26 protein-coding genes are annotated in these 25,149 nt (G+C 69.4%); 9 read left to right on the top strand and 17 right to left on the bottom strand.

Annotation, left to right across the window (positions count from 1 at the left end; genetic code table 11):
* Window positions 1-367: 367 nt before the first annotated feature.
* The 5 genes from ABIA33_RS23330 to ABIA33_RS23310 form a co-directional block, all read right to left on the bottom strand.
* On the bottom strand, window positions 368-727 hold the full coding sequence (locus ABIA33_RS23330; protein WP_370084329.1) for a hypothetical protein: 360 nt from the start codon (window positions 725-727) through the stop codon (window positions 368-370).
* A gap of 6 nt (window positions 728-733) precedes the next feature.
* The gene (locus ABIA33_RS23325) at window positions 734-919 is read right to left on the bottom strand and encodes a hypothetical protein (protein WP_370084328.1); all 186 of its coding nucleotides are present in this window, start codon (window positions 917-919) and stop codon (window positions 734-736) included.
* Between the two features lie 540 nt (window positions 920-1,459).
* The gene (locus tag ABIA33_RS23320; RefSeq protein WP_370084327.1) at window positions 1,460-2,692 is read right to left on the bottom strand and encodes an MAB_1171c family putative transporter; all 1,233 of its coding nucleotides are present in this window, start codon (window positions 2,690-2,692) and stop codon (window positions 1,460-1,462) included.
* Window positions 2,689-3,204, bottom strand: a complete 516-nt coding sequence (locus ABIA33_RS23315) for a ParH-like protein (protein ID WP_370084326.1) — start codon at window positions 3,202-3,204, stop codon at window positions 2,689-2,691. The genes ABIA33_RS23320 and ABIA33_RS23315 overlap by 4 nt, the downstream gene beginning before the upstream one ends.
* Before the next feature lie 64 nt (window positions 3,205-3,268).
* A complete protein-coding gene (locus ABIA33_RS23310) occupies window positions 3,269-3,820 on the bottom strand; it encodes a hypothetical protein (RefSeq protein ID WP_370084325.1) in 552 nt (183 codons plus the stop codon).
* Window positions 3,821-4,350: 530 nt separating this feature from the next.
* Here ABIA33_RS23310 and ABIA33_RS23305 point away from each other — a divergent pair.
* On the top strand, window positions 4,351-5,334 hold the full coding sequence (locus ABIA33_RS23305; RefSeq protein WP_370084324.1) for a LuxR C-terminal-related transcriptional regulator: 984 nt from the start codon (window positions 4,351-4,353) through the stop codon (window positions 5,332-5,334).
* Window positions 5,335-5,713: 379 nt separating this feature from the next.
* Window positions 5,714-6,160, top strand: coding sequence for a nitroreductase family deazaflavin-dependent oxidoreductase (locus ABIA33_RS23300; protein ID WP_370084323.1), 447 nt, complete (start codon window positions 5,714-5,716; stop codon window positions 6,158-6,160).
* A gap of 158 nt (window positions 6,161-6,318) precedes the next feature.
* Here ABIA33_RS23300 and ABIA33_RS23295 read toward each other — a convergent pair whose 3' ends face one another.
* The 6 genes from ABIA33_RS23295 to ABIA33_RS23270 all read right to left on the bottom strand — a co-directional run bounded on the left by ABIA33_RS23295 (window position 6,319) and on the right by ABIA33_RS23270 (window position 11,690).
* Entirely contained in the window at window positions 6,319-6,714 is a 396-nt protein-coding gene (locus ABIA33_RS23295) for a hypothetical protein (protein ID WP_370084322.1), read from the bottom strand.
* Entirely contained in the window at window positions 6,711-6,965 is a 255-nt protein-coding gene (locus ABIA33_RS23290) for a hypothetical protein (RefSeq protein ID WP_370084321.1), read from the bottom strand. The genes ABIA33_RS23295 and ABIA33_RS23290 overlap by 4 nt, the downstream gene beginning before the upstream one ends.
* 317 nt (window positions 6,966-7,282) lie before the next feature.
* A complete protein-coding gene (locus ABIA33_RS23285; RefSeq protein ID WP_370084320.1) occupies window positions 7,283-7,918 on the bottom strand; it encodes a pyridoxamine 5'-phosphate oxidase family protein in 636 nt (211 codons plus the stop codon).
* Window positions 7,919-8,433: 515 nt separating this feature from the next.
* Complete coding sequence (locus ABIA33_RS23280; RefSeq protein ID WP_370084319.1) at window positions 8,434-9,678, bottom strand: ParB/RepB/Spo0J family partition protein; 1,245 nt, start codon at window positions 9,676-9,678, stop codon at window positions 8,434-8,436.
* On the bottom strand, window positions 9,668-9,937 hold the full coding sequence (locus tag ABIA33_RS23275; RefSeq protein WP_370084318.1) for a hypothetical protein: 270 nt from the start codon (window positions 9,935-9,937) through the stop codon (window positions 9,668-9,670). Before ABIA33_RS23275 ends, ABIA33_RS23280 begins: the two co-directional genes overlap by 11 nt.
* Window positions 9,938-11,054: 1,117 nt before the next feature.
* Window positions 11,055-11,690, bottom strand: a complete 636-nt coding sequence (locus ABIA33_RS23270) for a hypothetical protein (protein WP_370084317.1) — start codon at window positions 11,688-11,690, stop codon at window positions 11,055-11,057.
* Between the two features lie 487 nt (window positions 11,691-12,177).
* On the opposite strand from ABIA33_RS23270, the gene ABIA33_RS23265 reads away from it, so the two are divergent.
* A complete protein-coding gene (locus ABIA33_RS23265; protein WP_370084316.1) occupies window positions 12,178-12,600 on the top strand; it encodes a hypothetical protein in 423 nt (140 codons plus the stop codon).
* Window positions 12,601-13,070: 470 nt separating this feature from the next.
* On the opposite strand, the gene ABIA33_RS23260 is transcribed toward ABIA33_RS23265, so the two are convergent.
* Window positions 13,071-13,670, bottom strand: coding sequence for a hypothetical protein (locus tag ABIA33_RS23260; protein WP_370084315.1), 600 nt, complete (start codon window positions 13,668-13,670; stop codon window positions 13,071-13,073).
* A 461-nt stretch (window positions 13,671-14,131) separates the two neighbouring features.
* On the opposite strand from ABIA33_RS23260, the gene ABIA33_RS23255 reads away from it, so the two are divergent.
* Complete coding sequence (locus tag ABIA33_RS23255) at window positions 14,132-15,871, top strand: hypothetical protein (RefSeq protein ID WP_370084314.1); 1,740 nt, start codon at window positions 14,132-14,134, stop codon at window positions 15,869-15,871.
* 310 nt (window positions 15,872-16,181) lie between these two features.
* Here the strand turns inward: ABIA33_RS23255 and ABIA33_RS23250 are convergent, their stop codons facing one another.
* Entirely contained in the window at window positions 16,182-16,373 is a 192-nt protein-coding gene (locus ABIA33_RS23250; protein WP_370084313.1) for a hypothetical protein, read from the bottom strand.
* 291 nt (window positions 16,374-16,664) lie between these two features.
* Here ABIA33_RS23250 and ABIA33_RS23245 point away from each other — a divergent pair, with 291 nt between their 5' ends.
* The 5 genes from ABIA33_RS23245 to ABIA33_RS23225 all read left to right on the top strand — a co-directional run bounded on the left by ABIA33_RS23245 (window position 16,665) and on the right by ABIA33_RS23225 (window position 22,544).
* Window positions 16,665-16,946: a hypothetical protein gene (locus ABIA33_RS23245; protein ID WP_370084312.1), complete on the top strand. Its 282-nt coding sequence runs from the start codon at window positions 16,665-16,667 to the stop codon at window positions 16,944-16,946.
* 420 nt (window positions 16,947-17,366) lie between these two features.
* Entirely contained in the window at window positions 17,367-18,566 is a 1,200-nt protein-coding gene (locus ABIA33_RS23240) for a serine hydrolase domain-containing protein (RefSeq protein ID WP_370084311.1), read from the top strand.
* Between the two features lie 235 nt (window positions 18,567-18,801).
* Window positions 18,802-20,322 (top strand): alpha/beta fold hydrolase, encoded by a 1,521-nt coding sequence (locus ABIA33_RS23235; RefSeq protein ID WP_370084310.1) that lies wholly within the window; start codon window positions 18,802-18,804, stop codon window positions 20,320-20,322.
* Window positions 20,319-21,857 carry a serine hydrolase domain-containing protein gene (locus tag ABIA33_RS23230; protein WP_370084309.1) on the top strand — a complete coding sequence of 513 codons (1,539 nt, stop codon included), beginning with the start codon at window positions 20,319-20,321 and terminating at the stop codon, window positions 21,855-21,857. Before ABIA33_RS23235 ends, ABIA33_RS23230 begins: the two co-directional genes overlap by 4 nt.
* A 66-nt stretch (window positions 21,858-21,923) precedes the next feature.
* Window positions 21,924-22,544: a hypothetical protein gene (locus ABIA33_RS23225; protein WP_370084308.1), complete on the top strand. Its 621-nt coding sequence runs from the start codon at window positions 21,924-21,926 to the stop codon at window positions 22,542-22,544.
* Window positions 22,545-22,646: 102 nt separating this feature from the next.
* Here the strand turns inward: ABIA33_RS23225 and ABIA33_RS23220 are convergent, their stop codons facing one another.
* The 4 genes from ABIA33_RS23220 to ABIA33_RS23205 all read right to left on the bottom strand — a co-directional run bounded on the left by ABIA33_RS23220 (window position 22,647) and on the right by ABIA33_RS23205 (window position 24,873).
* Complete coding sequence (locus tag ABIA33_RS23220; protein WP_370084307.1) at window positions 22,647-22,844, bottom strand: hypothetical protein; 198 nt, start codon at window positions 22,842-22,844, stop codon at window positions 22,647-22,649.
* 287 nt (window positions 22,845-23,131) lie between these two features.
* Window positions 23,132-23,758, bottom strand: coding sequence for a class F sortase (locus ABIA33_RS23215; RefSeq protein ID WP_370084306.1), 627 nt, complete (start codon window positions 23,756-23,758; stop codon window positions 23,132-23,134).
* Window positions 23,742-24,431 (bottom strand): hypothetical protein, encoded by a 690-nt coding sequence (locus ABIA33_RS23210; protein WP_370084305.1) that lies wholly within the window; start codon window positions 24,429-24,431, stop codon window positions 23,742-23,744. Before ABIA33_RS23210 ends, ABIA33_RS23215 begins: the two co-directional genes overlap by 17 nt.
* A 169-nt stretch (window positions 24,432-24,600) precedes the next feature.
* Entirely contained in the window at window positions 24,601-24,873 is a 273-nt protein-coding gene (locus ABIA33_RS23205; protein WP_370084304.1) for a hypothetical protein, read from the bottom strand.
* Window positions 24,874-25,149: the final 276 nt, after the last annotated feature.

The following is a 25,149-nucleotide window of genomic DNA, read 5'->3' as shown; positions in this document are numbered from 1 at the left end:
CGGCAGTGGGCAGTGCGGGCAGTGGCCGCGGTGCACGGGCGCCGGGGGTCGGCTGGCCTGCAGGAACAGCCGTGGGCAGGGCTTGTGCGTGAAGAGCCGGGGATAGGGTGGGAAGGGTTGTGCGGGGCCGGGATCGGATGGGCTCAGCGCGAGGGCGGGCGGCCCGGGGGTTCGGGTTGATGTTCAAGGACCGATGCCCTGCGGGTGCAGCGGTCTGACGATCAGTGGGATGCCGCTCGTGCGGCTTCAGGCGCCTTTCGGCACTGACCTCCAGAACGTTTGCCTTCGGCTTCTGGGCCGATCGCGGACGCGGACCTACTGGGTGCCGAAGGACTCCTGCGCAACTGCCACTGCCGGCCCATGGCGATCACGACGGGGTGTCCTCCTCAGGTGTGGGAGACGTCAGGTGGCCGCTGGTCAGGGGTGTGAGCGGTGCGGGGGGTTGCCCGTATTCCGGTGCTGGTGGCCGGTACCTCTCGCGCAGCAGGGGTGAGGCGCGGTGGCAGCGGGCCAGCAGCGTGGCTGCTTGGTGTTGTGGGTCCTGATCGGCGGTTTCGCGCAGGAAGAGCAGGAGGTCGACGCGACTTGGGTGGGCGTGGGCGCGGGCGTGTTCCAGGTGGTCGGCCGCGGTGGCGTGGGCCCACAGGATGTCCACGACCTCTGCTGCCTCCTGTGGGTGGGTGCGCCCCGGTTGCCTGCGGATCAGGCAGGCGAGGACCAGGTGCATCGTGGCTCATCCCCAGGTGAGTTCGTCGGGCTGCACGGTGGCGGCGGAGAGCGAGACCGGCGTGACGCCCGTGGCGGTGGCCGGGCGGGTATGCGCCTGGGCGGTGGTGGCCTGCCCGCCCAGCAGCGCGGCCAGGCCCAGGGCCAGGGCGGTGGCGGCGACGGCGGTGGTGTGGCGGGCGGTAGAAGACATGGTGGTTCCCTCTCAGCGGCGCAGGTGGGTGATCGACGCGGTGCGGTGAAGGCGGCGGGCGGACCCGCTGTTGGTGGCCGGTGTTGGCGGCCGTTCCTTCTGAGGAAGACTCTGCCGGACCGCTGACCTGCACAGAAGGGTTTTCGGTTGGCACCAACCGCGCTTGCATCTTGGTGCCACGACCTCCGCCAACTACGCGCCCGAGTCGGGGTGTTCGTCATGGTGCGTGCAGGTGGTCGAGATCGTCCGGGCAGGGCCTTTGGGGCTGCCCGCGGTGACGGACGCCTTCCTGTGGCCAGCCAACTTGCATGCCGGCTAACGGGCTTGGCCCGCACGCGACGGATCTCGGTGCCTGCGCGGGTCGGGCCGGTGCCGATCTGCTTGGCCCAATCCGAGGCGGTCCACCCCACCCACTGCGTCAGCAGGTGATCGGCAGGTGGCCGCTGTCCCGCGTCGGCGCTCGCCACGCCAGCGGTGCCGTTGGCGTACAGGAACGTTGAGGCTGCACCAGCAGCCGAGGCCGCGTGCCGAGCATCGAGGTCAGGTCCGCCCTGGCCCGGCTACCGGTGGCGCCCCCGAGAGGGGGGCGGATGCGGAATCGGTGGGTGCTGGCGCGAGATCGGGGCAGGCGGGACGCCGGTACGCGCGTGCGAGCCGGACCAGACGGCTGATCTCGAGCTTGCCGTCGTGGTCGTGGCTGTGGTCGTGATTCAGCGAGGCCGTCGATACCGGGGGGTCGGTGCGCGGTAGTGCCAGTGCGGCGCGCAGCCAGAGGGCTTCGGCGTGGAACGGGGCTTGTGAGGGCGGCAGTGCGGTCGCTGCGACGGCGGTGCGGGCGCGGTCCATGAGGTCGCTCGGGGTGTGGCCGGCCAGGGTCAGTGTGGCGTCGCGGATCTCCACGGCGCGGCGGCGTACCTGCACGCCCACTCTGCCTGCGCGGATCTGCCGCCAGGGGGTCGAAGGCGGCTGGCTGAGCACGACGTTGGGAACGCTCGACGTCAGGTCGGACCACAGGGGGCTGAGGCGGTGCAGTACCCACAGTCCGCGGATCGTGTGCAGCAGCGCCGTGACGGGGGCGGTGACGGCGCCGGCTACGAACAGCAGGATGGAGGTGGTCATCAGGTACTTCGAGATGACCTCCGCGGTGTTGATGATGCTGCTGCCGGTGACCAGCAGGGTGATCATGTAGAGCGCGCGCCAGGTAGCGAACAGGACTCCGGTCACGCTGCCGGCTGCCAGGAGCACGATGCCGCCCGAAGGCCTGCGCTCCTTTCTGAGCTGCCTGCTACGGCCGGTGATCAGCGCGGACACCTGCACGCCGACGTAGAGCATCCACAGGTAGAACAGGGTGAGGAAGACGATCTCGGTGGTGCGGCCCCGGGACTGGGTGTAGTCCAGAGCGGACGCGTCATGGGGCATGTAGCCCAGGTAGAGCACGCTCAGTGCTGCTGCCAGGGCGGCTGCGACGGTGTGGCGGGGCCGCAGCTGCCAGGCTGCCTGCCCGGTGCACAGGGCGTGGGTGAAGTCCGTCAGGCACACGACTCCACCGACGATGGCCAGGTGGACCAGGAGCACGGTGGTGATCGAGGTGACCCCCAGGACGCGGTCCAGTGCCTGGCTCACCGCAGGGGCGCCGATGGTGAGCGCGACCGCCAGCAGGACCAGGGTGGCGATCAGGGAGCGCTGCTGGTAGGTGCCGCGGGCGGAGGGCAGGCCCCACACGGAGAAGGCGAGGAGAAGGACGGGCAGCAGGACGTGGACGAACCAGGTCACGGGGTTTCCTCCCGGCGGCGGGGCGGACGCCGGTCCGCGAGGCTGATCAGGAGCCGGTCGGCGCGCAGCGGCTCTTCGGCGGCACGCTCGGCGATGAACGTGGCCAGCATCTCGGCCTCCTGCTCCTGGGCGTTGGTGTAGCTGGTACGTCCCAGTGCGCTGACTCTTTGCGCGCCCAACTTGCGGCGGACCAGGCGCGGGGAGCAGCCGGGCAGCATCGCGGCGAGTGCCGTGTCGTCCAGGTCGCCGCGGTGGTCGCAGATCATGTGGGCCAGCTCGTGGAGTTTTATCTGTTCGCGCAGCAGAGCAGACCCGTCGGCGGCGTAGCAGACCAGGTCCCAGGTCGGGAACGCGAGCCACAGGCCGCACGGCAGGCCCGGGCCGGCCGCCAGCAGGGGGCGCATGATGATCGCCCGTCCGCGTTGTTCGGCCAGGGCTGCGGCCAGGGACTCGGCGGTGAAGGGCTGGGGCAGGGGCGGCAGATGGGCCAGACGCTCCTCGGCCCGGTCCATCAGTTCGGCGAGCGTGGGACCTTGTGGCGCTGGACGCCGCGGATGTCGCCGTCGGGCCAGGGGGTTAATCAAGGCCTTCCTCGCGTCGTGCCAGGTCGATCTGTCGGTTGATCTCAGCCAGCGCCTGGGGGGACAGTCCCGCCGAGCGCAGGGCGATGCTGCGGATGTCCCCGCCGGCGATGGCGTCCAGGAACTTGATCTCCTCATTGATGCGGTTGGTCGCCTCATCGTCGAAGAAGTAGGCGACGTCGACCCCGAAGTAGTCGGCGAGCAGGTCCAGCAGTTGTCCCAGCGGGTGACGCCGGCCGTCGACGGTCGCCGCCTGGACGGCTTGGCGTAGCCCGTCGGGTGAGCGGCTGGCGAAGTAGGAGGGGTCGACACCGAATGCCTCGGCCAGGAGCTCCAAGTGCCGAAGTGAGGGGTTGTCGGCGTGACCGGTGGCCAGTTTCCACAGGTGCTGGCGGGTGATGCTCCCTTCGCCGGCCGACGCGTTCATCGCCTCGGCGATCTGCGGGTAGGACGGCGGCCGGTCAGGATCCTCGGCCGTGTGGCGCCGCAGGTATTCGATCTTCTGCGCCAGCGTGCGCCGCTCAGGCGTGTCCTCGCCCATCGCCACGGCGGGCCCCTCCCGTCTGTCGCTCGGCGTCATTGAATCCCCAAATCCCCTGGCTCGTTATGGATGCGTGCCCCGCGACGGGCGGCCCGGCACTGCTCACCGCGCTGACGATACACACCGGGCAGACCAGCGGAAGCGCCGAAGTCGGCCCGAGGAGAGCAGCTCTGGATCCGCTGTCAGGTGTGGATGCTCGTGTCGGCGCGCGGGGTCTGCGGCCCAGGGCCGACGCGAGGTGCGGTCGTCCCGTGCGCACCACCAGCCCCCCCAGGTCGCATCTATGCAACGCGTCGCATCTATGCAACGCTACCCTGTCGGGGGGCGCCGCGCCTGCACGCAGGTAGCGCCGGGGGAGGCCAGCGACATCTCCCTGCACTGTGCTCGTCTGCTCGCGGTCGCCGATCTGCGCGCCGGTTTCCGGGACGGCCTGCCGCAGGCGGCTGCGCGGCAGACCGTCCCCCGGGCTTGTGGGCTGGCTGCCATCGAGCTCTTCGGAACCGCCGCGCAGGCGGCGCCATCGAGGGGGGATCACCATGCTGGAGACACTCGGCCTGTCCACGACCGCCGAAGCGGTCTACCAGGCCATGCTCGACCACCCCGGCCTCGGGGTCGCCGACCTCGCCCAGACTCTGGGCATAGGCCAGACCCAGATCCACATCGCACTGGACGACCTGGCCGATCTGATGCTGGTACGCGCCTCACGCGACCGCCCCGGCCAATGGCGCGCGGTCCAGCCGCAGGTCGGGCTCGCGGACATGCTGCTGCGTCAGGAAGCCGACCTGGCCGCCCGCCAGGCCCAACTCGCCGCCTCCCGCGCCGCGGTCACCCGCCTGGTCGCCGACCGCGCCGACACCCACGACACCGGCGCCACCCACGGCGAGCGCCTGCTGGGCATGGACGCCATCCAGAGCCGCCTGGAAACCATGGGCCGCACCGTGACCACCGATTGTCTGGGCGTCATGCCCGGCGGCGCCCAGCGCCCCGAGGACCTGGCCGCCGGCCGCCCCCTGAACGCCCAGGCCCTCGCCCGCGGCGTGCGCATCAGATCCCTGTACCAAGACAGCGTGCGCAACGATCCGTCCACCACCGCCCACGCCAACTGGCTGATGGAAAACGGCGGCGAGGTCCGCACCGCCCCCGTCGTCCCCCAGCGCCTGATCATCACCGACCTCACCCACGCCCTGGTCCCTATCGACCCCGCCGACAGCCGCAAAGGCGCCCTCTACGTCACCGAACCCGGACTGGTCACCGCCCTGGCCCACCTCTTCGAACAAGCCTGGGCCACCGCCGTCCCCCTGGGCGCCACCCGCACCCACGACCCTGACACCGGCCTGACCGAGACCGAACGCGAACTGCTACGCCTCCTGGGCTCCGGCCTGACCGACGAAACCGCCGCCCACCGCCTGGGCATATCCCTGCGCACCGTCCGGCGCCAAATGGCCTCCATCATGGAACGCCTCAACGCCACCAGCCGCTTCGAAGCCGGCCTCAAAGCCGCCCAAAGAGGCTGGCTCTAACCAACGGCCTTCCACCCCGATCCCTCACCTCGCCGCTCATCAGCGCATCCCGAGTGCGTCGTGACCTGCATCCTGGTGTGAGGCAGTACGTGGCGCGTCGGCGGGCAGCACGGCGGGCGGCCGGTCGCATGCCGCGGGCGACCGACTTCCAGGGCGCTGACCTGTGCAAAGCCGTTCCCCGGGTGCCGATCTGCTTACGGCCGGCTCTCACCACGCCCGGCGCGGCACAGGATCCGCACTCGCCGACACCGCGTGGGATAGAGCGGTCGCAGTGCCGTGGGCCGGATAGATTGAGCGAAGGCCTCGTGGCCTGGTGGGTGGCGGACGCGTCGCGGCTGCGGTGATCGCGATGCGAGACTTCGGAGATGGGACGGGCAGCATGCCTCTTGAGGGTGAGTACGAGCCGAGCCCGGCGCAGTGGGTCCGTGATCAGGTCGAGCTGTACGAGAGCTCAGGCGGCACCGAGGGGACGACGATGCGGGGCATGCCCGTCATCATCCTGACGACGCGGGGCGCCAAGAGCGGCAAGATTCGCAAGAGCCCGCTGATGCGGGTCGCACATGAGGGTACGTACGCCGTGGTCGCCTCTCTGGGCGGTGCTCCCAAGCATCCGGTCTGGTACCACAACGTCGTGGCCGACCCGCGCGTTGAACTCCAAGACGGGCCTGTGCGCCAGGAGATGACCGCCCGCCAGGTCACCGGAGAAGAGAAGGCCCTGTGGTGGGACCGCGCAGTTGCGGCCTACCCCGACTACGCCGACTATCAGAAGAAGACGGACCGTGAGATCCCGGTCTTCGTCCTGGAGGCAAAGGCAACAGGTCACTGATCGGTTGCCGCTGCGCCCCGTGGACCGGCAAGCCCCGGTCCACGGGGCACTGTGCTGTCCGCCTCCGCTGACAGGCCACCAGGTGCGATGCTGCCGGCGTATCGGGTGCCGCGCGGACCGGCCTTGCCGACGGACGGGCAGATCGTCTGTGGCGCGCCTCAGGAGGGCGGGTCGATCGGGAAGGCCCGTACGCCGAGGTCCCGGTAGGCGTCGGGGACGGCCGTGAGCAGGGGAAGGCCGTGGGGCCAGTCGACGCTGGGCCGGGCCAGGTGGGCGGCGTGGGCGACGGCCCAGGAGTGGCCGCGGGCCGCGAGGCTGCCGATGGTGCAGGCGGCGGCGAAGTCGAGGTCGATGAAGGCGAGTGCCGGCAGTGCGCCGAAGTGTTCGGCGGAGCCGGGGCGGTCCTGCTCGGCCTGGGCCAGGCAGGCCGTGGCGATCAGGACTCTGCGGTCGGGGTTGGCATGCGCCTGGTCGACGACGTGGGACAAGAAGCGGTGCCCGGATCCGAGCGCGGCCAGCGCGGTGTGGTCCAGGGCGATGATGCTGGGGCTCACGCGCCGGGTGCCTCGATCCGGGACCAGAGGTCCACGGCGCGGGCCCTGGCTGCAGGGTCGTCCTCCAGGTTCGCCCCCAGTGCGCGCAGGGTGGTGCGGGCCGCCTCCCTGCGCGCCTCGACCTCCTGGGGGGTGAGGGCCTGGGCGGCCAGGCGTGCGACGACGCGGCCGATGGTGGTGTGCTCGGCCTCGGCGAGAGCGCGCAACCTGTCGCGTACTTCGGAGTCGACCTGAATGGTGGTGATGGTCACGGGGACAGCCTAGCCCACGCCATAGATCATCTATAGGAGAGGGGACTCGCTGGCCTTGTGGCCGACCCTGCGGCATCGCCCTAGCCCTCGGGTCATCCTCAGCTCCTTGGCGAATCCACTGGCCCACTCATGGGCCGCCGTGCAGCAAGTCCTTTCCCCACCCCGGACCACGCGTGCCGAAGCCGACTGCGACCGGGGGAGGGGATCCCTGCGGCGCGGCTGCCCCCACCTCGGCTGCCCATCTCGGCGGGCAGACGTCGGCGGACCAGCCGAGGCGAAACGTCCGATTGCCAGGTCGCGGCAGTGGACTCGTGCCGTCAGCCGTAGATGCGGTCGCCGTACTGCGGTCCGTAGTAACGCTCGAGGTCCTCAAGGGCCTCCTCGGGCCGCTCCAGGCTCTTGGCGATACGCGCGCGGGAGGGCGCGGCCTGGGGATCCCACGTCTCCGGCTTCCACAGTGCGGACCGCAGGAACGACTTGGAGCAGTGGTAGAAGATCTCCTCGATCTCCACGATCAACGCGAGCTGCGGCCGGTGGCCCTTCACCGTCATCTGGTCGAAGAACGGCGCCTCCCGGATCAGACGAGCCCGGCCATTGATGCGCAGGGTGTCGCCGCGCCCGGGGACCAGATAGAGCACGCCGACGTGAGGATTGCTCAGCACGTTGCGAAAGCCATCCGCCCGTCGGTTGCCCGGCCGCTCCGGGATCGCAATCGTCGTGTCGTCCAGGACCATCGTGAAGCCGGGAGGATCGCCCTTCGGGGACGTGTCGCAACTACCGTCGGCCGCCGCCGTCGACAGCAGGCAGAACGGCGACGCCGCCAACCACGCCTTGTCGTGCTCGTGCAACACCGTCCGCACCTTGCCCGCGTCCCGCGGCGTCGGCGCACCGAGCAACTCCCGCAGCTCATCCTCCGAAGCGATCTCCACCAGCCCAGCAGTCTCCACCGACATGCCCCTCCCACAAGTCCACGACCACGTCGCTCCGAGCCTAGATCCTCAATAGCAAGAGCCGAACGGGAACCACGAAGCTCAAGGCCCTACGCGGACCACGGCGAGCACGTCCTCGTGGATCACCGCTCGCCTGGTTCGCCGGGCGCTGCAGCCGGCCGGTCTCCGGCCCGGCTGGACGCTGCCGTACGCCGCTCCGCTGATCGCCCGGCGTCCCGCGGACGCGCGCTCACTGCTGTTTCGTCTGTGCCACCAGGGTGGACCAACTGCGGGCCGGGCCCGAGGTGCTGGACGATTCCGGAGCTCTGGGCCCCGGCCGGGAACACGCGGCGAAGTCGGCGTCGCGCAGGTGGTACACGTTCGCGTCGTGGAGCCTCGGTCGCCGTGGGCTCGCTGACCCCCGTGTGCCAGCGAGCCCACCGTCCGCGCCGCGAACGTTTCGAGCCGCAGACGCGCCTGGTCCTACTTGATCGCCCCGACAGGGCCTACCCCCGCCCAAAGAGGTCCGGGACCGCTGGTCAGCGCGCCGAGTGCGGGAGGCTGTCCACGTATTCAAGGAGGAATCCGCCGACATCGACGATTTCAGCAGGCGTCAGGTGCGCGATGATCTGCTCCGCGATCGACTTCGGACTGCTCCAGTCGACGGTTCCGACGCCGGCTTCGTGAGCCGGCACCACATCGTGGCGTGGTGGTGGATCACCGTGGAGCGCCGGCCGGTGACCGCTCCTGGATGCTGGTACCTGTATCGCTGCTGCGGTCGGGTCGGTGACCACCGGATCCGGACGATCGCGTGTCGACTGCTTCTCCCCTTCGGCGGCATCACGCCGGCGCGGGCTGGTAGCAGGGACTCCGGCCAGACGACCGGGCTTGGCAGCCGATCGGCCGTCGGCATCCGTGGCTGAGGCGGCGGTGGCCGGTCCCGGTGGTCTCCGCTCCGAGCCCGCCGCAACGGCAGCTTCCCGATTTTCCGCGGAAAATTCGGTCGATGCGGAAGTGGCCGAAGTGTCTTTCGCCTTCCGCCTGGCGGCGCTGTCCGACACCTTCCGGGCACGGTCATGGAGACGCATCTGCATCCACAGGGCGATTTGCTCAGCCGCGGACAGGCGGGCGACGCCTTTGATGGCGCCCAGCCGACGTGCGTCCCGGATCGGGATGCCGTAGGCGTGCGGATCACGCGCCCGCGCCCGAACCAGCTCCTGCACCTCTGCCTGCAGGTTGAGGAGCTGCTTGCGCTGGGTCATCCACGTGCCGGACCAGCCTTCCGCGTCCCCGGCGTCCTTCGCGGTGTCGTACTGGGCCACCACTGCCACAACGGCTTTGGCCTCTTCTATCGGATCGAGGTCTCGACGCATGGTGTTCTCGTCCAGGGCGGCCCGCATGACCTTTGCCCGGCTGACCGCCAGCGAGTCATCCACCACGACGATGAGGTCCGCCCGCCCGTACCGGCGCGCGGCCCTGAGGCGTCGGTTCCCCGCGATGACAACGACCTCCGCCCGAGCCCCGATCGCCTCCGCGTCTTCCGGCCACAGTTTCAGGTACGCCTCGGAGGTGACGGCCAGGCAGCTCTGCAACTGCCTTTCCCCCAGGGACTCCAGGTCCGACAGGTCTCCCGTCCCGTCACGTGGGTTGCGCGGATTGGCTGCGCACCGTTCGATCGGGATGAGGCGCGCGGGCCACCTCTCCGGTCGCTCGTCCGTCGGGGTCGGCGTCACCGCCGAGTCGCCGGGCAGGTCGCTGCGGTCCGGCTGCCGGCTACCTGTCATCGACCGCACCTTCGGTCGAGGGTCTGCTCCAGGGCAGGCTTGAGCAGGTCTTCGCCCGCCTCGAGGAGTCGGCCGCCGCCCTGGTACGCATCGTGCAGTAGCGGACCACAACTGCGGCCGTCGGGGACCCGGTGCGGCGGACAGGGCTCTGCGTGTGCTCCAGGTCCTTCTCGCCGTCACGGGGAACCCCCTGGTCGGCGGTGCGGGTGGACTTGCCTGCGTTGTCCCTGTGATTCAGCGGGACGTGGACGTGTGCCATGGGGTGACTCCGTAGTTGCCGACGATGCTGGTTGGCTGGGGGACTGGCGCAGCAGTCCCGATGATTCCGTTGTGCCTGGCGTCGGCGCGTCCCCAGCCAGGCTCAGGGGTCTTTGCGTGGACCGCCCCCTGCGGCTCGCGATCCGACCACCGGTGTCCGTGTTCCGCTCCGGTACGACTAGTTCCTGCGCTCCCGCTGTGCCTCGGCAACGTCGACTGGGTCCGGAGGCAAGGCGTCGGCGTTGATCCGGATCGCCGGGAGTCTGTCTCGTACGCGTCCGAGGTGCCGTGGTGACTGGAAGCCGACCCGGTTCGAGCTGGCGCCCGGCGTCATGGGCAGCAAGCATATGCCGACGTCACACCCCTTGTTCGTGAATTCCAGCTACCGAGTCATTGTCGTGCTCACTCCCACATTCGCGAAGATCCTGGGCTGTCGGGCGTGTGCAATTCAGGTCCGCCGGAGCCGTGGCTATGAGTCGGACCGCCGGACAATTGCCCGTGTGGTTCACCGGCGCGCGATTCCACTCCTTGGGTCGCACGTATCTTCCTAAGGGGGGCCGAGTTCCTCGTACAGCGCTGTGTACAGGCCGACCACGGTGCGGCAGCCGGCATACATGGCCATGCAGCGCAGAAGGCTGCGAACGGACAGGTCGTCCCCTTCGCGTACCGCGGCAACGAGGCCGCGGATAGCGGGATCGGAGGGCGGAGGGACTTGGTTGAAGGGTCCCTGAGATCCACTTAATTCGCTGTTAAACATGTTTTCCAACGTAGCGCAAGGGGTGTGTGATGTGAATCCCCGCGACTGACTCCGGCGCCCTTCCAAAGGACGAGAGCGGCCCCGTTCGCGGCGGCCGCGCTTTCGGGGTAAGGCGACAGGAGAGCAATCGACGCGGAATTGGAGCAGCGCAGGGGGACTCGTGATGGTGAATGCTTGGCAGGCTTGGCGCCGTGCGTGTGAACCGGGGGGTGTCCCGCCGGCAAGCGTTCCGGGCTCGCGGTTCACGGGCACATCCTGAGCGCCGTTCAACACCCCCGGCGGCTCGCGCAGGCGGGCGGAAACCCTGTGCTGCAGAATCTCGAACTGGGACGCCGTCAGGGCCGTCCACGCGAAATGATCCTCAGGACTTGGCTCGGGCCGTCAGAGCCTGGAAGCGGTCGGCCGCGTTTTGGACATCGTCGGTGCCGGCGGCGGCCTCTGCCAAGCCCTGGTCGAGCAGGGCGCGGTTGCGACCAGTGGCTCCTGCCACGCAGTCGACGCCGCCGGTGTGCATCGCGACGAGCGCCTTGGACCAGTAAGCCTGGGCTTGGGTGTCGGGGATCGGCCGAAAACGCTCGGCGTCCGCAACGTCTGCGACCAGGTGTGAGCAGTGCTGTGCGAACGTGGAGTTGTCGAGGGCGCCGCTGGTCGAGGCATCGGCGGCGAGTCGGCTGAAGTCGCTCCCGAGGGCGGTGAGTTCGGCCTGCCCTCCGGCGCCGAGCCAGGCGGCGATGCCCAGCGCGGCGGAGCCGGTGGAACCGCTGATCACAGACGGGGAACTCGTGGCGATGGCCGTGCGGTTGGCGGCGGCGCTCAGTCCGATGCTGTTCGCCGCGGCAACGACGCCGGCGACCCCGCAGGCCGCGAGGAGCACAACCAGGTGGCGCGGACGTGTGCGCCGTAGAGCTCGCGAGGACCGGCTGGGCTCGGCTCCGAGCTCGATGCATGCCGATTCGCGGCCGAAGATGTCGCCCAGGGCAGAGGTTTGGCGTGTCATGGTGCTGATTCCGATCGTTGTTGGGAAGGCATGGGCAAGAGTGGCACTGAGTAATGGAAAAGCTCCAGTCAGTTACACGGTTGTTACGTAGAGTTCCGGATGCCACCGTCGAAACGGATCGCGCACCTCACTCGTTTGGCCGACAAGTCTTTCCTGGATCCGGTCGGAGATTCGCGCAGTAGATGCAAGTCGGCGCCAAAGGCTGTCAACGGTCAGCGAAAAGGCCAGTTCAGATACCAGCGGGCGAGGATTTTTCGAGCCGGTGCAGCAGGGCCTGAGCGGGAGTTGATTTGCCGGATCACGACCGGGGGCCAGTCGCCGGACCTGCGGCAGCCACCGGCATCTGGATACACTGCGTCACTACAAATTGGCTACTCTGCGTAATCATTCTGTGGGCCATACGGGTGACGGCGTCCAGGTTTGACTGCGCGTGTCAGCCGGTTGACCGAACCTCTACTCGCACACAGGACAAACACAGGGGTGACGCATGCTCACCGAATCAGAAGAGAAAACAGCTCATGCCCTCTTCCGGCAGGGTTGGCCGATCGCCGCGATCTCCCGACATCTCGCCCGGGATCGCGCCACGATCCGCGCGTACATCCACGGGGGCCGCACCACGGCCGCCCGCCGTGCGGCGCCCGGCTCGTTCGCTCCCTTCGAGGAATACTGCCGCCTCCGCCTGGCAGAACAGCCCCACCTGCGGGCGACTGAACTCTTCGAGGAAGTCGCGGCGCTGGGCTACCGCTGCCGGTACTCCTCCTTCACCCACGCCCTGAGGCTCCTGCGCCTGCGTCCGGAATGCCAGCACTGCGCCACCCCTGGCCACCGCCGGGAAGCTGCGGCCAGTGAAGCGCGAGCCACGACATCGCTGCAGGCTGCAGCCCCCAGTCGGCGCACGCACGCAAGCTGACACACCGCGCCTGGCGAGGCGGCCCATCTGCCCGCCCGCCGCCGCGATCCGCGACACGCGGCAGGTTCCGCCCCGGTCTGCACGAACCGCCCGTGTTCTGTTTCCGCAGGCGTCGGACGCACCCGCCTCGGGTGACGCTCCTGCCCGGAACGGCGAATTTTCTCCAGCAAATGCGGTGAAATCCAATAAGCGTCCCCGTGCTGAGCTGATCCGAAGGGGCGTGTGCACACGGATGCCACCCATCGGAGGTGGCGAATTTCTCCCAGCAAAGGCGGTGGAATAAAATCAGCACCCCTATCGATTTTCCCAGGTCACAGGGCATCTATTGACGGAATGAGATGTCTGCCCGATGCCTGCACGATCCGCGAAACACCTACTGGAGGCGCTTGCTTAATCCGCCAAAGCACCCATACGGTCTGGCCCAGCAGATCTCCGGCGAGCACCGCGGCGCTCGATAGCGCCGCGCCAGGTCAATCGCCGGGCAATCCGATGGAAGGAAAACATCTGTGTTCAGCCAGAACGAACTTGAGGCCCAGGAATCGGGTCTTCTCCCGAACCGAGAGGCCCTGGGCATGCTCAAGTTCAACTGCTCGGGGGGCGGTCGCTACTCCTTCCCGATCCATCACCACCGCGGTGAAGTCCTGGTAGTCGGGTCGCAGGGCGTTGACTGCGCCGCGACGCACACCAACGTCCCGCTCGCCGGCGCCCCGCACCTCGGCAGCCACCTCTGTGACCACCGCGGCGGCGACTGGGGCGGCCACCACGGCGGTCACCGCGGCGGTGACTGGGGCGGTCACAACGGCGGTCACGACGGTGGTGACCACCGCGGTCACAACGGTGGCGACCACCGCGGCGGTGACTGGGGGGGTCACAACGGTGGCGACCACCGCGGCGGTGACCACCGCGGTCACGACGGTGGTGACCACCGCGGTCACAACGGTGGCGACCACCGCGGCGGTGACTGGGGCGGTCACGACGGTGGTGACCACCGCGGTCACGACGGTGGCGATCACCGCGGTCACGACGGTGGCGATCACCGCGGTCACGACGGCGACAGGGACCGCGGCCACCGCTAGTCGTCCCACCCGAAGGCGCGCACTGCACAGACTGGTGGCACCAACGGCCCTCCGTTGGTGCCACCACGTCACTAATACCGGGGCGAAGCGCATCCGCGCCTCACAACTCTTCCACTCGCCCGGAACCGAATTCTGCCCGACCGGGTGGACCACCCCCGCCCCCTCCACAGCCGTTCCGCACAGGCACAACCCGGCCAAGCACTTCTGCCGCAAAGCGCCACCAGCACATCACGCACCACCCCCGCTCCCCGTATCAACGGGTGCACCCCGGTTTGGCGTTCAACCCGACAATCCCGACAACGGGAGGAGGCACCGTCATCGTGGCCACGGAACGCGGTCGGCACGCAGCGGGAAGACAAACCCGCCCCGGTCCTGTAGCCGCGGTGCCACAAGCGCAAGCACAAGCACTAGAGCCCCAGCCCCCCGCGCAGAACCGGGCAAAGGATCATGCCCAAGTGCCCAGGCTGACCGACGGGTTGGTATTGCACGGCAAATACCACGGAGCCGGATTCGCCGAGCCCACATTCACCGTCCGCCGAATCGACGGCCAGGTCGTCCAGCTGTCCCAACTGCTTTACCACCTCGTCTGCGCGATCGACGGAGCGCGGGACGCCGAACGCATCGCGGCCCGCGTCAGCGCGACCTTCGCCCGCGAAGTGACCGCCCAGGACATCGACTTCCTCATCGACCGCAAGCTCCAGCCCCTCGGCGTCGTCGCAGCACCCGGTCACACTCGGGTTGCCGCCGACGCCCCACGCTCCGACCTGCTGCTCGCCCTCAAAGGACGCCGCACGCTGGTCGCACCCAAAGCCGTAGCAAGGATCGCTCGGGCTCTGTCCTGGCTCCACTACGGGCCCATCGTCGTCCTTGTCCTGCTTGCAGCCGCAGCCATGGACGCGTGGCTCTTCCTCATCCACGGGGCCGTATCCGCCCTCCTGGGCGTCCTCAACGAACCCGTGCTCCTCCTCGCCGTATTCGGCCTGGCCGTGGCCTCGCTCCTGTTCCACGAGTTCGGACATGCTTCCGCCTGCCACTTCGGAGGTGCCAAGCCCGGCCGCATCGGTTGCGGAATCTACCTCCTGTGGCCGTCCCTGTTCACCGACGTCACCGACGTCTACCGCATCACCCGCACCGGACGGCTGCGTACGGACCTCGGCGGGGTCTACTTCAACGTCGTCTACATGCTCGCCCTGGCAGGTATCTACGCTTTGACGGATCAGCCGTTCCTGCTCGCGGCGATCTACCTGGGCCACTTCGAGATCCTCGAGCAACTGGTGCCGATCGTGCGGCTCGACGGCTACTACATCCTCTCCGACCTGGCAGGCGTTCCCGACCTGTTCGGACAGATCAAGCCCGTCCTGCGCCGGGCCCTGCCGGGCCGCCGCGACGCCGGCCCGCGCCCGGTAGAGCTCACCCGCCGCTCCCGAATCATCGTCACCACCTGGGTCGCAACCGTCATCCCCCTGATCGCGGCCGAACTCATCTACATGGTGTGGAACCTTCCAAGCCTGATCCGGACCGGTCTACGGTCCCTCACCACGCAGGCCCAGGCCGCAACCAGCGCAATCTCCCACGGAAACGTGGTCGGCAGCATCGCCGCAGTCCTCGGATTCCTCCTGCTCGCGACGCCCCTTGCGGCAACCATCTACCTCCTCGCCCGCCTGGGCCGAAGCCTCGTCCGAAGCCTGGGCCGGACTGTGCTGACCACGAGGGCTCGGAGACTGGCAGTGCCGGTCGGCATAGCCGTGACCGTTCTGGGGGTCGCAGCCGGACTGGGAGCCTGGCTGGACCAAAATGCCGACAGACCCGCCCTCGTCCACAAGGGCCCATCGATGCCGAGCATCGTCCCCTCGCCCATTGCCGTCACACCACGCAGCAGTTCGGAGCCGACACACCGCGCCAACCCCAGACCCACCACCCACAAGGCTCTGCCTACACCGCACAGCCATGCCACCGCCTCCGCCCCGGCGACGCCGGTTCCCCGTCCCACCCGATCCACCGCACCACCCGCACCGGCCACCAGTCCAGCCGACGCCACCCCCTCCGCCCCACCCACCAGCGGCATCCCCTCAGCGCCGCCCACGTCCACGGAGCCGACGACAACTCCGTCGAGCACCGGAAGTCAGAGTCCTCCCGGTGGCGACAACCCCTGGAACACCGGAAGAAACAGCGGACACCAGGGCAGGCGGCGTTGAAACTCCGGCTCGGCACCACCACCGCCCCGGCGGCTGCAGTCGCGCCCTAGGATGGCACCGTCGCAGTGAGTGAGTTGGAGCCGCAGAGCTCGGTGCGTTCGACCAGTCGAAAGGGCGTACGGGGGATGGCTGGCACGACGTCGGGTCGAAGCGCTTCAGAGGAGCGTCGGGCCGCAGAAGTTGACGGTGCGTCCGCTCGACCGACGTCCGGCGTTATCCCCGCACAACCCGACCAGCCGCAGGTCGAGCAGACAGCGGGCCTTCTCCGGCAGGCAGGTGACCCGCAGCAGCACGGGCACACCGGGCCCGATCAACCGGTGGCCGTGGTGGCTTCCACGACGCAGTTGCCGGACGCGTTCACCGCGTAGTCGATCTCGGGTCCGTTCTTCCCGGCCACGGTGGTGGTCTGGGGGCAGATGGAAGCGACGCCGTGGACGACGGTCTTGTCGGCCAGTCCGGGCGGGGGAGGGCTTTCCGGAGCGGGCCCGCCCCGACCGTCCACAGGAGCGACGCTCGCACGGAATGCTTTCCATCGTGCGAAGGGTGTAGCTCCTGGGAAGCCCTGACCTGCACCGACCTGGGATCGGCCGCATCAGCACGTAATCCTCTTCGGCCGCTGCGGACTGCAGCTGCCATCACGGACGCGGCCGACGCAGGTCGCGTGTCGGTGGCCACCGCCCACCTGCTGAAACGCCGGTGCGCTGCCACCGCGCCCAACCATCAGACCTGGCGAAGCGCCTGGTCAACCCTTCCCTTCAAAGGAGCCACACCCAAGGGCGTTCCGGTACCCAACATGACCGTCACGCTCAGCGGCGCGGACTCTCTGACCGAGACCTCGCAAGATGCGGCGCTGCCGACCATCGGCACTGCGACGACCACCTCGGACGGGACCTGGACCTACACCCTCCCGTCGTCCCTGCCCAGCAATCTGCAGGCGACGGCAGATGCCAACAGCGGTGTACTGAGCGTCCGCTTCGCGCGCCGAGTGGCGAACATCTGTCCTGTCGCATTGCAGCTGGCGGGTACTCACTCAGTCTCATCCGTGGTGTCGGATTCTCAGTGCGTCGTGCTCTGAGCGGCGGGATTTACCTCGTCCGTCTCGATCCGTGGGTCTCCTTCTCACTGCGCCTGTCACGGCCGCTTCATCGTGTAGTGAGGGCCGGGGGCGTTGAGGGACCCATTCCCGCCCGAGGTCGCGCGGCATGCCGCCGGCGGACCACTCGTCGATGAGTCAGCATCGGCCCACTCGACATCGACCAGCCCCCGTTCTGCCAACGCTTCTTCCGCTTCCGCGAGACGCCGAGCCAGGCTGGCGCTGTGACCGGAAGGTCCGCCGGGCTGCTTCGCTTCGTGGACTGGTGACCCGTTGCACTCGAATACCTGCGCGGCTCCAAACGAGTGGACTCGCCAGGACGCGCACCGGACACAGACCTCCAGCCGGGGTCCGGATGGTGACGTTGCCACCTGAGCCCATGACCCGGAAGAAGCGTCCGATATGCAAAGCAACCCCTCCCGTCGTGCGTTCACCGCGGCGCTCCTCGCGGCGTCGGTGCTGGCCCCGATGGCAACGAGTTCCACCGCAGCGGCTCACGGCAAGAGCAGGACCCCGCACGACGAGGACGACTGCCCGCCCGGCGGGCTCGGTCCGGAGCTGACCGCTCGGCTGGACGCGGCCATCGAGGGCGTCCGCCAGCAGGCCGCCATTCCCGGCGTCATCGCCGGTGTGTGGTTGCCGGGCAGGGGAAGCTACGCACGCGCGACCGGTGTCTCCGACACCGCCACCGGCAGACCGATGACCACCGACCTCTTCATGCGGATCGGCAGCGAGACCAAGACCTTCACGGTCACCGCGCTGCTCGAGCTCGTCGACGAGCGCGGGATCCGGCTCGACGACCCGATCTCCACCTATATCGACGGCGTCCCGTGCGGTGACCAGATCACGCTGCGTCAGCTCGCCGAAATGCGCAGCGGCCTGTTCCCGTACACCTCGGACCCGGATTTCCAGCATGCTCTGTTGAGCGACCCGAGTCGCTCGTTCACTCCGCAGGAGTTGCTCGCCTACGGATTCAAACACCAGAACACCTTCGGGCCGGGCGAGACGTTCCAGTACTCCAACACCAACCTCATCCTGCTCGGTCTGGTCGTCGAGAAGGTCAGCGGCCTGGACCTCGCCGACTTCATCCACCAGCGGGTGCTGCGCCCGGCCCGCCTGCACCACACGCTGTTCCCCCAGGGCGCCCAGATCCCCGAGCCGCACGCACACGGCTACACCAACCAGACGCTGAGCGGCGACATCGCGGACACCACCGACTGGAACTCCAGTTGGGCCTGGGCGGCCGGGGCGATGATCTCCGACTTCCAGGACCTGCGTCGCTGGGCCGAGATCGTTGCCACCGGAGCCCTGCTCAGTCCGCAGACCCAGGCAGAGCGGCTCAAGGTGCTTCCGACGGGCTTCCCCGGTGCGAGCTACGGCCTCGGCATCTTCGAGGCCAACGGATGGATCGGGCACAACGGCTCCACGCCCGGCTACGAGAGCGTGACCGTCTACCTGCCTTCGCACAAGGCCACACTGGTACTTCTGATCAACACGGACATCAGCTCCAAGGGTCAGGCGCCGTCCACGCTTCTCGCCCGGGCGATCACCGAGATCGTGACCCCGGGCAACATCTACGACGTCCCGGTCCCCCCGAGCTAGTTGCTCCAACCGGAATCTGTCGTCGAGTCGGCGACGGTGCCGCCTGAACGGTGGATGGGACTGGCAACCACGTCTGGCTTCGTATGTGAGCGTCACCTACGAAGCCAGTAGGCCGTGTCCTTCTAAAGGGTGATCCTCGGTGAGCTGTGCGTGGGACCGGGTACCTGATGGCGTGTCGACCTGCCAGTCGCGGGCCGGTGACTCCGGGTGTCTGCAGCAGATTTGAGGTGTCGTGATGAGAGCCGCGAAGCTGACCGTCCTGGCCGGCCTGCTGGCTACGACTCTGGCGGCGGTGCCGAGCGGAGCCGCGGCCGAAGGGTCCGTGGTGAGGACGGGGCACACGTCGCGGTTCGTGCCGGGCCCGTGCCCGCCCACGCTTCCGCACGGCGTAAGGGCCAGCTGCGGATACCTGGTGGTGCCGCAGGACCGGACCCGGCCTGACGGGCGAAAGCTTCGACTCGCCGTCGCGATCGTCCCCTCCCAGTCTCCGGGGCCGCACGGGGACCCGATCGTGTTCCTGCCCGGGGGCCCGGGGCAGGACGCCATCAGCGACATTCCGGTGCTCACCGAGACCGGCCTGAACCGGGACCGCGATCTCGTCGTCATGTCGCAGCGCGGGACACTGTCCTCGCCACCCGCCTTGACCTGCCCCGAGATCGACCGGTTCTACCAACAGCGGATCGGGCTGCGCTACGACGCCCCCTCCACCGGTCGCCTGTACGTGCAGGCGGTGTCCGCCTGCCGCGACCGGCTGGCCGCCGAGGGCGTTGACCTCGCGGCGTACAACTCCACCGAGAGCGCGGCCGACCTGGCGGACCTGCGGACGGCACTCGGCATCCGGGAATGGAACGTGTTCTCCCACTCCTACGGAACCGAGCTGGCGCTGACCTACATGCGCCGGCACCCGCAGGGGATCCGCTCGGTGACCCTTGACGGGGTGGTGCCGCCATCGGTGGCAACGCCCGGCTGGACCTGGAGCAGCGTCAAGGAGTCGTTCGACAACATGACCGGTGCGTGCGCGGCGCAGCCCGCCTGCCGCAGGCGCTACCCGCAGCTCGCCGCCGTGTTCACCCACCTGGTGAGCCGGTTGGAGGCCCACCCGGTCACCACCCGGGTGACCGTGCCGGGGGTGGTCGGGCCGGTGAGGGTGGTCCTGGACGGCGGAGCACTGGTGAACTGGATGATCCGGGCCAGCCACACTCCCGCCGACTTCCCGCTGGCCGTGGACGAGCTGGCGCACGGCAACCCGCAGCTGGTCGCCGAGCAGTGGGCGAGCACCCGCCTGCCCGGCAGCGAGGGAATCTTCGCCCACGGCCTGTCCCTGAGCGTGTGGTGCAGCGAATGGGTCCCCTTCGAGACCGCGCGCGAGCAGCTGACGGCCGGCTTGAGGGCCTTCCCGACCTTCCCCACGTCCGTCCTGGCCCAAGCGCCGCAGCTGGCGTTCCTGCGCCAGGCCTGCCGGGCCTGGGACGTCCCCGCGGCGGACCCGTCCATCCGCGCGGTCACCCGCAGCACCATCCCGACCCTGGCCATCTCCGGGAGCTTCGACGCGCAGACGGGCGCGGTCTGGGGACGCTACGCAGCGCTGACGCTGCGGAACTCGACGGTGGTGACGCTCGCCGGCGTCGCGCACGGCGTGATCTTCAACCCCTGCGGCTCACACGTGATCACCTCCTTCTACGAACGCCCCGAAGCCCCCGACACCCGTTGCGTGGCCTCGGTGCGGCCCGTGCGATTCGTCATTGCGCCGAGATGAAGCAGGCAGCCATGGACCAGGCCGCCCGCCCCCTCTCGCGCCGCAACCTGCTCGCCATCGCCGCGGGCGGCGCGGCCCTGTCGCTCACACCGGCACCGGCCCGCGCCGCCGTCCGACGATCCACCGGCACCGGGGACAGCGCGTTCTCCTCGCTGCTGTGCGAGCTCGACGCCAAGATCGAGACCGCCATGACGGCCTACGCGATCCCCGGGGCGGCGGTGGGTGTGCTGCTGGGGGACCGCGCATACGTCAGGGGTTACGGCGTTACCAACGTCGACCAGCCCGTGCCCGTCGACGCGGACACGCTCTTCCGGGTCGGCTCGACCACGAAGACCTTCACCGGCACGGCGCTGATGCGACTGGTCGAACGCGGCGCGATCGACCTCGACGCCCCCGTCCGCCGGTACCTGCCCGAGTTCGCGGTGGCCGACCGCAGCGCCTCCCGCAAGGTGACGCTACGTCAACTCCTCAACCACAGCTCCGGCTGGCTCGGCGACGACTACCAGGACTTCGGCCGCGGCGACAACGCCGTCGCCCGCCTCGTGGACTCCATGACCCGCCTGCCCCAGCTCACACCGGCCGGCCGAACGTTCGCCTACAACAACGCGGGGCTCTGCGTCGCCGGCCGCATCCTGGAGGTCGCCAGCCGCCTCACCTACGAGGCCGCGGTACGCCGCCTGCTCCTCGACCCGCTCGAGCTGCGCCACAGCCACTTCTTCAGCGACGAGATCATCGGCCTCAACATCGCCGCCCCGCACAACGTCATCAACGGCAAAGCGGTTGTGGAGCCTTCCTTTTGGCCTCAACCGCGCAGTCTCGCGCCGACCGGCGGCCTGATCTCCAGCGTGCGCGACCAGCTCGACTGGGCCCGCTTCCACCTCGGCGACGGCACCACCCGCAACGGCACCAGGCTGCTGAGCAAAGCGTCACTGACCCAGATGCGCTCGCGGCCGGGACCCGGCGGCACGCTCGTCGTTGAACTGGACGGGATGGGCATCACCTGGATGCTGCGGCCCACGGCCCAAGGACCACGGATCGTGCAACACGGAGGCACCTGGCCGGGCCAGATCTCCGGCTTCCTGATGGTGCCCGGCCGCGGCTTCGCGCTCACTTTGCTCACCAACTCGGTCGGCGGCTCGCGCCTGCGCGACGAGCTCTTCACCGACGACTGGGCACTGCGGCGGTTCGCCCAGGTCAGCAACCTTCCCGCCGAACCCCGACACCTGAGCGCCGCGGAACTGGCGCCCTACGAGGGCCACTACCTGAGCAGGCGGATCAACGAAGCCGGCACGTGGGAGGACGCCCACGTCGAGTTCCGCGCCCACCAGGGCCGCCTGCAGGGAACCCTGACCACCCAGAACGAGACCAGCGAACTCGGCGTGGCCCTCTACCGCCCCGACTTCGGACTCGACCTCGACACCTCCGGCCGGCCGATCGGCACCCGCTGCGATTTCCTGCGCGGACCCGACGGACAGGTCCTGTGGTGGCGCAACCACGGACGGCTCCACCGCCACACCGATCGGCCGACGCCCTGACCCACCACATGCGACATGCCGGTTTGGTGTCAGTGGGCACGTTGTCAGTGACGGTATGTCAGCTGGGTGGCCGTTCTAGCTGTTCAGCCGGGCCTGGTGGGTGTTGGTGCTGCTGTCATGAGGGTGGCACGGCGGGTGTTTTTCACTGTCGTGGGGTGGTGTTTCGGGGCGCTCGGGGCTGTCACGGGGGTGGTGGGTCTGATGACGGCGGGGGAATGGGTGTTGAGGTTGCTGGTTTTCGAAGAGGTAGTCGTAGACGTCGCGCAGTCGTTCGTTGAAGAGGGTGCCCGGGTTGGTTCGGTTCAGGAGTACGTCGTCGATTTCGGGTTGGCTGAACAGGATGACGGTCTTGGAGTTGGCTGCTCGGCGTACGACGCTGCGGGCTCCGTGGTCGTAGCCGCTTTGGGAGACGAACAGGCCGATGGTCTGGGGGCGTGGGTCGAGTTTTCCGAGGAATTCGCGCATCTTTGCGCCGGTCATCGGGTCGGCGAACCAGCGGACTTCGCCGAGGATGTGCAGGCCGTTGTAGAGGGCGGTGAAGTCGTTGTCCTCGCCTTGGATGCGGGTTTTCTTGGGGTGCCATCCGTACAGGGCCAGGGCGTCACGCCACAGGATCTCGAACTGCTGGCCGCGTGCCTGGGCGGCGCCGCTCCAGTTCTGGAGGTCCTGGTATCGCTGGCGAGGTGAGGCGTAGGACTGGTCCTCCTGCCAGGAATCCCGCAGGTGGGGCAGTAGGGCCTCGGCCTTGGCGCCGTCCCGGTTGCCTGCTCCGCTCCCGTGGTGGTCGGCTTAGCCGACCATGTACTCGATCGTCGTCGACATGAAGTCGGTCCCGGGGATCCGAAAGACGTGGATCTCCTGCTCGCGGGCCAGCTGCAGGTGTTCGCGGACATGCTCGAGGGCGTTGTTGTTGGGGCTCTGCATGGTCCAGGCCTGGCTGAAGTCCTCGGAGGGCCACGCGTGCTGCCGAGCCCTTCCGCGGCTCACCTGCTGCGCCCACGCTGAAAGCGTGGGCCGGGGGCCGGGGGCACCGGTCGGTCGACCTGGTGTCCGGCGGGTCGGCGGTCATACGGGCGGCCTGGAGCGACGGAACACCGGCCTGGCAGGCGGCAATCTGCTCGCCGCGGCGGCACACCCCGCCTGGATCCAGCCGTCGGTCTTGCGCCGCCCTAGGGGGTGCCGCTGGGGCGGGCCGCGGTGCGGAGGGCGGCTGGGGTCCCGGTTGGAATTCCAGTGCGGCTGCGGCTTTGCGTTTTCCGGAAGCGGTGAGATGGTCAGGTGGTGAGGCGGGCGAAGGCGACGACGTTGCCGAGGTAGCGGTGGGTGGCGGGGTCGTAGCCGTGGCCGCAGGTGATGAGGCTGAGCTGCGGGGGGCTGGAGAGGGAGTAGACCTGGCCGGCTGGGAAGGCGCTGTCGGCGTAGGCCGCGACGCGGGTGACGGTGAAGACGGCGGTGCTGCCGTCCCGGCGGTCGATCAGGATGCGGTCGCCGGGGCGGAGTTGGCCGAGGCGGTAGAGGACGGCGCGGCCGGTGGGGGTGTCGACGTGCCCGACCAGGACGGCGGTGCCGGACGCGCCCGGGACGGGTGAGTAGCGGTACCAGCCGATGCGGTCGGCCTCGCGGTAGGACGGCACGGCGATCCGGCCGTCGGCGGCCAGGCCGAGGACGGTGGTCGGGGCGTCGACGCCGATCGCGGGGATGCGGACGCGTTCGGGGGCCGAGGCGGGCAGCGGCCCGCGTCCGTCGACGGTGCGGGCGAGGGCCGCGGAGGGAGGCGGCTGAGGGGCCGTCTGGAGGCCGCCGTGGGCGGCCATCCAGATGAGCAGCGCGCCCACCACGCCGACGAGCAGCGCGTTGCGGCGCTCGCGGCGCCGCCCCGGGTCGTCAGCGGGCGCGGCCATGACCGCCGGCGCGGGGTCGTGCCCGCCACCAGGCGGCGGCGCCGCCCAGGAGCAGCAGGGCGCCGAGGACGGCCAGCGCCGGGTCGGTGCCGCGGGTGACGCTGCCGCCTGCGCCGGTACCGATGTGGCCGCTGGAGGGCGGGGCGCCCATCACGGTGAGGGTGCCGGTCACGATGCCGCCGCCGCTGCAGGTGGCCTTGACGGAGTAAGTTCCGGGCAGGGCACCCGATTTGACGGTGGCGTGGCCGGTCAGTAGGTTGCCGCCGCCGGACGCGGGGAAGAGCGGCGCGTCGGCGCTGAAGGCGGTGGAGGAGCCGATGCCGCCGGTGCCCTTGCAACCGGAGACGGTGAGGGTGAGAGAGGTCCCGGCGCGGGTCGGGTCCGGCTTGACGGTCACGCCGGCTGCGCGGGTGGCGGACGGGCTCGTGCTCGCGGAGGCGCTCCCGCTTGCGGACGGGCTCCCGCTCGCAGAGGTGCTTGGGCTCGCGGAGGTGCCGGCGGTCTGGCTGGAACTCGCGGTTGTGGCGGCCGATGAGCCGGTGGAGGAGACCGCGGCGGTGAGGTCCTTCGAGGAGCCGCAGGCGGGGAGCACGGCGAGCGTGGCGGCCAGCAGTACGGTCCCGAGCGCCGCTCGGCGGCGTGGACTGACGTGGGGGTGCAGGTGCGCATCCATGCGGAGGGCCTCCCGCGGCGCTGCGGCTGTCGGTCCCTCAGAGGGTTCCAGTCGCGCGGACGGGGCGGCAAGACATCGGTCGGCCTCGTCGGAAGCTTGCAGCGCGAACGGCGCTCGCGACCAGGCCGACCGGCGGAATCGACCACGCCGCCAATCTCGTCATATTGATTCAGGCTTCGGTGGGTTCCGCGTCGTCCTGGTCCAGGACGTCGTGCCCGGCCTGGGTGAGGGCAGCAGTCCACTGGCGTCGGCGCCGGTCGGGGGTGCCGGATTCCTCCAGGTCGACCAGGCCCATGGTCACCGTCGGCTTCAGCGTCGCGAGGTGCGGACTGGGTGTTCCCCATCCTGCGGGGAGGTCCTGCTCTTGGAGGCGGCGGAGTTCTCCGAGGGCGTCCCACTGGCGATCGGTCGGCGAGGGGTCGGGGGTGTGGTCGTCGGGCACCGGCCGATCCTACGACCGGCCCGTGACGGTGGCCCGGTGTGCTCGTTGGTCCGGGGGAGGCCACCCGCATGGTCGACCTGCCGGGGCGGCGCACCGTGTCGACCGCGCGTCGCCCCGGCCCCCGGCCGGTCGGTCAGCTTCCCGCGTGAGCCAGCGCCTGCTCAGCCCGGCGGGCGGCCGTGCTGGCGGCGATCTCGGCGGAGGGCTCGCGGCATTCAGCCCAGCAGGGGCCGGAACGCCTCGCGGGGCATGATCCGCGACAGGGCGGTGGCCAGG

The organism is Streptacidiphilus sp. MAP12-16, from assembly GCF_041262165.1.
Lineage (GTDB): Bacteria > Actinomycetota > Actinomycetes > Streptomycetales > Streptomycetaceae > Streptacidiphilus.
This window is presented reverse-complemented; position numbering and strand designations above follow the sequence as displayed.

Coding starts and splice junctions, on each gene's coding strand:
- ABIA33_RS23330 (WP_370084329.1), bottom strand. CDS start 727: ATGCACCTGGTCCTCGCCTGCCTGATCCGCAGGCAACCGGGGCGCACC.
- ABIA33_RS23325 (WP_370084328.1), bottom strand. CDS start 919: ATGTCTTCTACCGCCCGCCACACCACCGCCGTCGCCGCCACCGCCCTG.
- ABIA33_RS23315 (WP_370084326.1), bottom strand. CDS start 3,204: ATGGACCGGGCCGAGGAGCGTCTGGCCCATCTGCCGCCCCTGCCCCAG.
- ABIA33_RS23305 (WP_370084324.1), top strand. CDS start 4,351: ATGCTGGAGACACTCGGCCTGTCCACGACCGCCGAAGCGGTCTACCAG.
- ABIA33_RS23300 (WP_370084323.1), top strand. CDS start 5,714: ATGCCTCTTGAGGGTGAGTACGAGCCGAGCCCGGCGCAGTGGGTCCGT.
- ABIA33_RS23285 (WP_370084320.1), bottom strand. CDS start 7,918: ATGTCGGTGGAGACTGCTGGGCTGGTGGAGATCGCTTCGGAGGATGAG.
- ABIA33_RS23280 (WP_370084319.1), bottom strand. CDS start 9,678: ATGACAGGTAGCCGGCAGCCGGACCGCAGCGACCTGCCCGGCGACTCG.
- ABIA33_RS23275 (WP_370084318.1), bottom strand. CDS start 9,937: ATGGCACACGTCCACGTCCCGCTGAATCACAGGGACAACGCAGGCAAG.
- ABIA33_RS23270 (WP_370084317.1), bottom strand. CDS start 11,690: ATGACACGCCAAACCTCTGCCCTGGGCGACATCTTCGGCCGCGAATCG.
- ABIA33_RS23265 (WP_370084316.1), top strand. CDS start 12,178: ATGCTCACCGAATCAGAAGAGAAAACAGCTCATGCCCTCTTCCGGCAG.
- ABIA33_RS23245 (WP_370084312.1), top strand. CDS start 16,665: ATGACCGTCACGCTCAGCGGCGCGGACTCTCTGACCGAGACCTCGCAA.
- ABIA33_RS23240 (WP_370084311.1), top strand. CDS start 17,367: ATGCAAAGCAACCCCTCCCGTCGTGCGTTCACCGCGGCGCTCCTCGCG.
- ABIA33_RS23235 (WP_370084310.1), top strand. CDS start 18,802: ATGAGAGCCGCGAAGCTGACCGTCCTGGCCGGCCTGCTGGCTACGACT.
- ABIA33_RS23230 (WP_370084309.1), top strand. CDS start 20,319: ATGAAGCAGGCAGCCATGGACCAGGCCGCCCGCCCCCTCTCGCGCCGC.
- ABIA33_RS23215 (WP_370084306.1), bottom strand. CDS start 23,758: ATGGCCGCGCCCGCTGACGACCCGGGGCGGCGCCGCGAGCGCCGCAAC.
- ABIA33_RS23210 (WP_370084305.1), bottom strand. CDS start 24,431: ATGGATGCGCACCTGCACCCCCACGTCAGTCCACGCCGCCGAGCGGCG.